At 54.1% G+C, this 257-nt stretch carries 1 protein-coding gene; it reads right to left on the bottom strand.

The window, feature by feature from the left end; translation table 11 throughout:
- A partial coding sequence (locus tag P8629_RS12245; protein WP_278166381.1) for a hypothetical protein occupies positions 1-257 on the bottom strand: 257 nt, incomplete at both ends.

Genomic DNA, 257 nt, shown 5'->3' with positions numbered 1-257 from the left:
CAACGTTGAACACCTGCTCCAGCATCGGGTTATACACAAAGCCCTTCACCTCTTTGTTCATCGCCACCTGATAGTTTTTCTGGAACAGATAGACGTAGGCCGCCTGGTCGATGACGATTTTCTGCGCCGCCTGATAATCTGCGGTGCGAACCTGCTGATCGGACACCGATACCGCTTTCTTCAACAGGGCATCCACCTGCGGATCGCTGTAGAACGACCGGTTGCCCGGCAGCCCTTTCTTGTCGGATTCAAACCAG

The organism is Hydrogenovibrio sp. 3SP14C1, assembly GCF_029625905.1.
Taxonomy (GTDB): domain Bacteria; phylum Pseudomonadota; class Gammaproteobacteria; order Thiomicrospirales; family Thiomicrospiraceae; genus Hydrogenovibrio.
The sequence above is the reverse complement of the archived record's forward strand: the minus strand, read 5'-3'. Positions and strand labels throughout refer to the sequence as shown.